Source organism: Thauera aminoaromatica S2, from assembly GCF_000310185.1.
Taxonomy (GTDB): domain Bacteria; phylum Pseudomonadota; class Gammaproteobacteria; order Burkholderiales; family Rhodocyclaceae; genus Thauera; species Thauera aminoaromatica.
This window is the reverse complement of sequence record NZ_AMXD01000172.1, coordinates 1-6,830: the sequence shown is the minus strand read 5'-3', so window position 1 is coordinate 6,830 and position 6,830 is coordinate 1. Positions and strand designations below refer to the sequence as shown.

Below are 6,830 nucleotides of genomic sequence, written 5' to 3'. Positions count from 1 at the left end.
GGCCGCGAGCACGCTGCCGTCGGGCGCGGGCAGGGCGCGGGTGGCCGTGGCCGCGGCGGGCACGGCGACCGCGTAGCCGAGGTTGAAGGCGCCGCGCGCGGTGGAGTTGATGCACATGTGGGTCATGAAGCCGACCACGACCAGGTTCTTGACCCCCGCGGCCTTCAGGTGCGCGTCGAGCTCGGTGCCGACGAAGGAGTTCGGGTAGTGCTTGACCACCACCGCCTCGCCGGCCACCGGCGCCACCTTGTCGGCGATCGCGCCGCATTCGGCGCTCGGGTCGAAGGGCGAGCCGGGGCCGGAGTCGTGCTGGATGTGCACCACCGGGATCTTCAGCGCGCGCGCGCGCGCCAGCAGGCGGGCGCATTCGTCCAGGGCCGGCTCCACGCCTTCGAGCTGCATCACGCCGCCGCGGTAAGTGTTCTGGGCGTCGACGATGACGAGCGCCGACTCGGACAGGCGGGCCGGGGTAGCGGGCAGACCGGAAAGCTGACGAAGGGGGATGGATGCGGTGCTCATGGGGGGCTCCTTGTGGGGTCGAGAAACGATGGTGGCAGCGTACAGGCGGCCGACGGCCTGCGTAAATGCACATTCCTGCTCTACACTGCTGCAGATTTGCATGGATTCCGGCACATGAACTGGGACGATCTGCGTTTCCTCGTCACCCTCGGCCGCGAGGGCACGCTCGCCGCCACGGCGCGCAGGCTGGCGGTCGATCAGACCACGGTGGCGCGCCGCCTGCGCGCGCTGGAGGAGGGGCTGGGCACGGCGCTGTTCGAGCGCGACGAGGGTTTGTGGCGGCCGACCGCGGTGGGCGCCCGCGTGCTGGAGCGGGCTGCGCGCATCGAAGAGGACGTGGCCGGCATCACGCGCCTGGCCGAGGCGGGTGCCGGCGCGGTCGGCGGCGTGGTGCGGATCACCGCGGTGAGCGCCCTGATCGGCGAGTGGCTGGTGCCGCGGCTGCCCGGCCTGTACGCCCGCCATCCGGAGCTGCGCGTCGACCTCGTCGCCAGCAACGACAACCTCAACGTCGCGCGCCGCGAGGCCGACATTGCCATCCGCCTGGCGCGTCCGGCGAGCGGCGACTTCCTCATCCGCAAGCTCGCCGGGATCGGCTTCGCGCTCTACGGCGCGGCGCGCGGCGACCTGGTGGTGAGCGCCGGCGACTGGGTGGCCTACAACGAGGACCTCGACCACACCCCGGAGATGCGCCGCCTGCACGCCATGTTGGGCGAGGGCCGCATCCGCCTGCGCTCGAACAGCCTGCGCGGCCTCGTGCGCGCGGTGGCCGGCGGCATCGGCCACGGCCTGCTACCCTGCTTCGTCGCCGATGCGGACCCCGGCCTGGTCCGCCTGTCCGGCGCGGAGCCGATCCTGTACCGTGAGCTGTGGATGCTGATCCACCCCGACGCCCGTCCGCTCGCGCGCGTCGCCGCGACCGCGGACTGGCTGGTGGAGCGCTTCGACGAGGCGGCGGCGGGTTTCGCCGGCAGGGTGCCGTCTCCCCGGAGCGCGCCGCCCTAGCACCGGCGCGGCGGTCTTGCCGCGGAGGCTTCAGCCGCCGAGCAGGGCGACGCCCACGCCGGCGATTCCCCCGCCGCCCAGGCGCAGCGCAAGGCGTCCGCCGCGGCTGTCGGGGAAGGCGCGTGCGAGCGTCAGGCCGGCCGCGTGCAGGGCCGCGGTCGCGAGTGCGAAGCCGAGGCTGTAGCCGAGCAGGGTGGCGTCGCCCATCTCGGCGTGGTGGGCATGGCCGTGGAAGAGCGCGAAGGCGGCGACCAGGGGCAGGCTCGCCGCCAGCGGCAGGCGGGCGGCGAACGCGATCAGCAGGCCCAGCACCAGCACCGAGGCGGAAATGCCGGCCTCGACCGCGGGCAGGGCGAGGCCGAGCGCGCCGAGGCCGGCGCCGGCGAGCATCGCCAGCACGAAGCCGGTGGGCAGCAGCAGGCTTGCAGCGCCCGCCTGGCGTGCGGCGTAGAGGCCCACCGCCAGCATGGCGAGCAGGTGGTCGAGCCCGCCGAGCGGATGGGCGAAGCCGCTGGCGAAGCTGGCGGGTGCGTGCCCGGGGTGGGCGAGCGCGGCCCCCGAGAGGCTTGCGAGCGCACTGGCGGCGAGCACGGAGCGGAAGCGGATCGTCATGGTGGATTCTCCAGGAGTGCGGGAAGGTCTTGCGGTGTTCAGGCGGCGGCCAGCATGCCCTGGCGCTCGATGAAGTCGATGATCTCACGCAGGCCCTGTCCGGTCTTCTGGTTCGAGAACAGGAAGGGGCGATCTCCCCGCATCCTGCGCGCGTCGCGGTCCATCACCTCGAGCGAGGCACCTACCAGCGGCGCGAGGTCGATCTTGTTGATCACCAGCAGGTCGCTGCGGGTGATGCCCGGCCCGCCCTTGCGCGGGATCTTGTCGCCGGCGGAGACGTCGATCACGTAGATCGTCAGGTCGGAGAGCTCGGGCGAGAAGGTGGCGGCGAGGTTGTCGCCGCCGGATTCGACGAAGACGATGTCCAGCCCGGGGAAGCGCGCGTTCAGACGCTCGACCGCCTCGAGGTTGATCGAGGCGTCCTCGCGGATCGCGGTGTGCGGGCAGCCGCCGGTCTCCACGCCGATGATGCGCTCGGGCGCGAGCGCCTCGTTGCGCACGAGGAACTGGGCGTCCTCGGCGGTGTAGATGTCGTTGGTGACCACGGCGATGTCGTACTTGTCGCGCAGGGCCAGGCACAGCGCCAGGGTCAGCGCGGTCTTGCCCGAACCGACCGGGCCGCCGATGCCGACGCGCAGGGGGCCGCGCTGCGGTCCGGCGTGTGCACGGGCGGTCGTGGGGGCATGCGCGGCGTGGAGGGCAGAAATCGGGGTCATGATCGGAACAGCCTCGTGTATTGGGTCTCGTGCCGGCTGCTGGCGATCGCCAGGCCGGGGGTGTAGTTGCTCCAGGCCGTCTCGGGCAGCACGAGCGCCGCCGCCGCCAGCGCCGGGATGCGGGCGCCGAGCGTGGCGAGCAGGCGCTGCCCGGCACTCTGGCCGAGCGGCACGGCCTTCACCGCGGCCATCACCTGGTTCTCCAGCCAGGCCCACAGGTAGGCGACGAGCGCCTCGCCGGGCGCTACCTGCCAGGCCGCGGCGGCGGCCGACCACGCGGTGGGAAAGGCGGGGGCCTCGATCGCCAGCAGGCGTGCGCGCCAGCCGGGAATCGACGCAAACGCATCCAGCTCGGCCAGCAGCCTCACCAGCGACCAGCCCATCTGCACCGTCTCGGCGCGCAGCTCGGCAGTCTCGCGGCTGGCGAGAAAGTCGTCATTGAGCCGCGCAAGCTCGGCGTCTTCGTTTCGCGACCACGCCGCGAGCTGGCAACCGAGCAGCGGCACCTCGAAGCGTGCCAGGCTCCATTCCAGCAGCTCGCCGATCCACGCCGCGGCCTCCGCCTCGCTGCGCACGAGGCCGCTCTCCACCGCCCACTCCAGGCCTTGCGAGTAGGTGTAGGCGCCGACGGGCAGTGCCGGGCTGGCGAGCTGCAGCAGGCGCACCAGCGGCAACAGGCCGCGACCCGCTCCCGCGGCGTTGCATTCGATGACAGCGGCTGCGCATGGCCTTGCCGGCGCCGGCATCGGGCGATGGGTGGCGGCGCTCATTGCCCGCTCATGAGGTGGATGCGCGCGCCGCTGCCGTCGCCCGGGTGCTGGTGGCCGGGCGCATAGGCGCCGGCCTCGGGCTCGAAGGGCGCGCGCAGCGCGCTCACCAGTGCGCCCAGCCCCACCAGCATGCCTTCGAGCACGTGATCGGCCTGGAGGCGCAGCCAGTCGCCGGCCTCGTCGTGCCCGACCTCGACCGCGACGTGGCGGTTGCCGAGGTGGAAGGCGGCGCGCGCCAGCGCTACCGCCGAGGCGCAGCGCGCCTCGAGCAGGTCCTCGGCAGCGGCGCGCACCTCGACGATGCGGCCGTCGCGTGCGCGCAGCTTCTGTCCGCCGCGCAGGATGGTGCCGCGCGGCAGGAAGAGGCCCACCTCGGCGCCGGAGGCGAGCCGGGTGCGCAGGCGGCTCTTGGTGCGGGCGCCGAAGTCGAGCTCGAGCACCTCGCTCGCCGGCTCGTCGCCCTCGTGGAACTGCTCGATCAGCAGCACGTCGGTGGCGGGAGCGGGCATCACGAAGTCGGCCAGGGTTTCTGCGGTCATCGGCATGGCGGAAGGTCTCCAGTGCGGTTCCGGTGCGCTGCGCTCAGAACAGGAAATAGCGTTGCGCCAGCGGCAGCTCGGTGGCGGGTTCGCAGGCGAGGTGCTCGCCGTCGGCGCGCACGACATAGGTCTCGGGATCGACCTCGATCTGCGGCGTGGCGTTGTTGAGCACCATGTCGGCCTTCGTCAGCGTGCGGCAGCCCTTCACCGCCACCAGCGGCTTCTGCAGCCCGAGCGCGGCCACCGCGGCGTTGTGCAGCGCGGCCTGCGACACGAAGGTCACCGCGCATTTCAGCGCGCGTCCGAAGCTGCCGAACATCGGCCGCCAATGTACCGGCTGCGGGGTCGGGATCGAGGCGTTGGGGTCGCCCATCGCGGCCGCGGCGATCATGCCGCCCTTGATCACCAGGCTCGGCTTGACGCCGAAGAAGGCCGGGCGCCACAGCACCAGGTCGGCGAGCTTGCCCGGCTCGATCGAGCCCACCTCGTGGGCGATGCCGTGGGTCAGCGCAGGGTTGATCGTGTACTTGGCGATGTAGCGCTTGACGCGGAAGTTGTCGTTTGCGGTGCTGCCCTCGACCACGGCCACCGCGTCCGGCACCGCCGCCGCCGCGCTGCGCCGCGGCGCCAGCCAGCCGCGCTGCAGCTTCATCTTGTGCGCGGTCTGCCAGGTGCGGATCACCACCTCGCCCACCCGGCCCATGGCCTGCGAGTCGGACGACATCATCGAGAACGCGCCGGTGTCGTGCAGGATGTCCTCGGCGGCGATGGTCTCGCGGCGGATGCGCGATTCGGCGAAGGCCACGTCCTCGGCGATGCTCGGATCGAGGTGGTGGCACACCATCAGCATGTCGAGGTGCTCGTCGATGGTGTTGACCGTGTAGGGCCGCGTCGGGTTGGTCGAGGACGGCAGCACGTTGGGGCGGCTGATCGCGCGGATGATGTCCGGCGCGTGGCCGCCGCCCGCGCCCTCGGTGTGGAAGGTGTGGATGGTGCGATCCTTGAACGCCGCCAGCGTGGTCTCGACGAAGCCCGACTCGTTGAGCGTGTCGGTGTGGATGGCGACCTGGATGTCCATCTGCTCGGCCACCGTCAGGCAGTTGTCGATCGCCGCCGGCGTCGTGCCCCAGTCCTCGTGCAGCTTCAGCCCGATCACGCCGGCCTGCACCTGCTCCTTCAGCGGCGCCGGCAGGCTGGCGTTGCCCTTGCCGAAGAAGCCGAGGTTCATCGGGAAGGCCTCGGCCGCCTCCAGCATGCGGTGGATGTGCCAGGGGCCCGGCGTGCACGTGGTCGCGAAGGTGCCGGTCGCCGGCCCGGTGCCGCCGCCCAGCATGGTGGTGACGCCCGAGCTCAGCGCCTCCTCGATCTGCTGCGGGCAGATCCAGTGGATGTGGCTGTCGATGCCGCCCGCGGTGAGGATCATGCCCTCGCCGGCGATCACCTCGGTGCCGGCGCCGATCGGGATCGTCACCCCGGGCTGGATGTCCGGGTTGCCGCCCTTGCCGATCCTCCAGATGCGGCCGTCCTTGAGACCCACGTCGGCCTTCACGATGCCCGCCACCGCGTCGATGACCAGCGCGTTGGTGACGATGGTGTCCGCCACGTCGGCGGCCACGCCCTGGCCCTGGCCCATGCCGTCGCGGATCACCTTGCCGCCGCCGAACTTCACCTCCTCGCCGTAGATGGTGAAGTCCTTCTCCACCTCGATCACCAGCTCGGTGTCGGCCAGGCGAAGCCGGTCGCCCACCGTGGGGCCGAACATCTCCGCGTACGCGCGGCGCGAGATCGTCGCCATCACAGGCTCCCTTGCGTCCGGTGCGCGGCGGGCGCGGTCGCGGGCTCGTCCAGCCGTCCCATGACGAGGCCGTTGAAGCCGTACACCTCGCGCTCGCCATCGAGCGCCACCAGCTCGACGGTGCGCCACTGCCCGGGCTCGAAGCGCACCGCCGTGCCGGCGGCGATGTTCAGGCGGAAGCCGCGCGCCGCCGCGCGGTCGAAGTCGAGCGCGCTGTTGGTCTCGGCGAAGTGGTAGTGCGAGCCGACCTGGATCGGGCGGTCGCCGGTGTTGCTCACCACCAGCGTGCGCGTGGCACGGCCGGCGGCGAGTTCGATGTCGCCGTCGGCGACGAAGAGTTCTCCGGGGATCATCGGCCTGCTCCTCACACGATCGGGTTGTGCACGGTCACCAGCTTGGTGCCATCGGGAAACGTCGCCTCCACCTGGATGTCGGGGATCATCTCCGCGACGCCCGCCATCACGTCCGCGCGCGTCAGCAGGGTCGCGCCGTAGCCCATCAGCTCCGCCACCGTGCGGCCGTCGCGCGCGCCCTCGAGGATCGCGCAGGTGATCAGCGCCACCGCCTCCGGGTAGTTCAGCTTCAGGCCGCGCGCGCGCCGGCGTTCGGCGAGCAGGCCGGCGGTGAACACCAGCAGCTTGTCCTTCTCGCGTGGGCTCAGTTCCATCGTCTTCCTCCGCGGCGGCGCGCTGCCGCCCATGGGTTTCAGGTGTTCCAGATCCGCGGCGTGTGCGCCGCCCGTCCCGCGACTGCCGGGCGCGCCGTCGCCCACAGGCGGGTGAACCACTGCCGGCCGGGCTCGCAGGCCGGCCCCAGCCAGCGCGCCACCAGCACGCCCGGCAGCAGGCTCACCGCGCCTTCGCCGGCCGCGGGC

Annotated in this window: 10 protein-coding genes; 1 reads left to right on the top strand and 9 read right to left on the bottom strand. The window is 72.2% G+C overall.

Annotation, left to right across the window (positions count from 1 at the left end; translation table 11 throughout):
* Positions 1-519 (bottom strand): cysteine hydrolase family protein (locus C665_RS17515; RefSeq protein WP_004324686.1); only part of this gene is annotated, 519 nt, incomplete at its 3' end.
* Positions 520-633: 114 nt separating this feature from the next.
* Here C665_RS17515 and C665_RS17510 point away from each other — a divergent pair.
* Positions 634-1,524 carry a LysR family transcriptional regulator gene (locus C665_RS17510; protein ID WP_004324684.1) on the top strand — a complete coding sequence of 297 codons (891 nt, stop codon included), beginning with the start codon at positions 634-636 and terminating at the stop codon, positions 1,522-1,524.
* Between the two features lie 30 nt (positions 1,525-1,554).
* On the opposite strand, the gene C665_RS17505 is transcribed toward C665_RS17510, so the two are convergent.
* Genes C665_RS17505 through C665_RS21455 form a run of 8 tightly spaced genes read right to left on the bottom strand, consistent with a single transcriptional unit; the run spans position 1,555 to position 6,808 of the window.
* A complete protein-coding gene (locus tag C665_RS17505) occupies positions 1,555-2,136 on the bottom strand; it encodes a HupE/UreJ family protein (protein WP_004324682.1) in 582 nt (193 codons plus the stop codon).
* A 38-nt stretch (positions 2,137-2,174) separates the two neighbouring features.
* Positions 2,175-2,852 carry an urease accessory protein UreG gene (gene ureG, locus C665_RS17500; protein ID WP_004324680.1) on the bottom strand — a complete coding sequence of 226 codons (678 nt, stop codon included), beginning with the start codon at positions 2,850-2,852 and terminating at the stop codon, positions 2,175-2,177.
* The gene (locus C665_RS17495) at positions 2,849-3,622 is read right to left on the bottom strand and encodes an urease accessory protein UreF (RefSeq protein WP_157277058.1); all 774 of its coding nucleotides are present in this window, start codon (positions 3,620-3,622) and stop codon (positions 2,849-2,851) included. The genes ureG and C665_RS17495 overlap by 4 nt, the downstream gene beginning before the upstream one ends.
* Positions 3,619-4,167, bottom strand: coding sequence for an urease accessory protein UreE (gene ureE, locus C665_RS17490; protein ID WP_004324675.1), 549 nt, complete (start codon positions 4,165-4,167; stop codon positions 3,619-3,621). Before ureE ends, C665_RS17495 begins: the two co-directional genes overlap by 4 nt.
* 37 nt (positions 4,168-4,204) lie before the next feature.
* The gene (gene ureC, locus C665_RS17485) at positions 4,205-5,956 is read right to left on the bottom strand and encodes an urease subunit alpha (RefSeq protein WP_004324673.1); all 1,752 of its coding nucleotides are present in this window, start codon (positions 5,954-5,956) and stop codon (positions 4,205-4,207) included.
* Positions 5,956-6,309: an urease subunit beta gene (locus C665_RS17480; protein ID WP_004324671.1), complete on the bottom strand. Its 354-nt coding sequence runs from the start codon at positions 6,307-6,309 to the stop codon at positions 5,956-5,958. Before C665_RS17480 ends, ureC begins: the two co-directional genes overlap by 1 nt.
* A gap of 11 nt (positions 6,310-6,320) precedes the next feature.
* Positions 6,321-6,623 carry an urease subunit gamma gene (gene ureA / locus C665_RS17475; protein WP_004324669.1) on the bottom strand — a complete coding sequence of 101 codons (303 nt, stop codon included), beginning with the start codon at positions 6,621-6,623 and terminating at the stop codon, positions 6,321-6,323.
* Positions 6,624-6,661: 38 nt separating this feature from the next.
* Positions 6,662-6,808, bottom strand: coding sequence for an urease accessory protein UreD (locus C665_RS21455; protein WP_503169805.1), 147 nt, complete (start codon positions 6,806-6,808; stop codon positions 6,662-6,664).
* Positions 6,809-6,830: the final 22 nt, after the last annotated feature.

Excerpts from the sequence above, each read along its gene's own strand:
- ureA (WP_004324669.1), bottom strand. The coding sequence starts at position 6,623 with ATGGAACTGAGCCCACGCGAGAAGGACAAGCTGCTGGTGTTCACCGCC.
- ureC (WP_004324673.1), bottom strand. The coding sequence starts at position 5,956 with ATGGCGACGATCTCGCGCCGCGCGTACGCGGAGATGTTCGGCCCCACG.
- ureE (WP_004324675.1), bottom strand. The coding sequence starts at position 4,167 with ATGCCGATGACCGCAGAAACCCTGGCCGACTTCGTGATGCCCGCTCCC.
- ureG (WP_004324680.1), bottom strand. The coding sequence starts at position 2,852 with ATGACCCCGATTTCTGCCCTCCACGCCGCGCATGCCCCCACGACCGCC.
- C665_RS17495 (WP_157277058.1), bottom strand. The coding sequence starts at position 3,622 with ATGAGCGCCGCCACCCATCGCCCGATGCCGGCGCCGGCAAGGCCATGC.
- C665_RS17505 (WP_004324682.1), bottom strand. The coding sequence starts at position 2,136 with ATGACGATCCGCTTCCGCTCCGTGCTCGCCGCCAGTGCGCTCGCAAGC.
- C665_RS17480 (WP_004324671.1), bottom strand. The coding sequence starts at position 6,309 with ATGATCCCCGGAGAACTCTTCGTCGCCGACGGCGACATCGAACTCGCC.
- C665_RS17510 (WP_004324684.1), top strand. The coding sequence starts at position 634 with ATGAACTGGGACGATCTGCGTTTCCTCGTCACCCTCGGCCGCGAGGGC.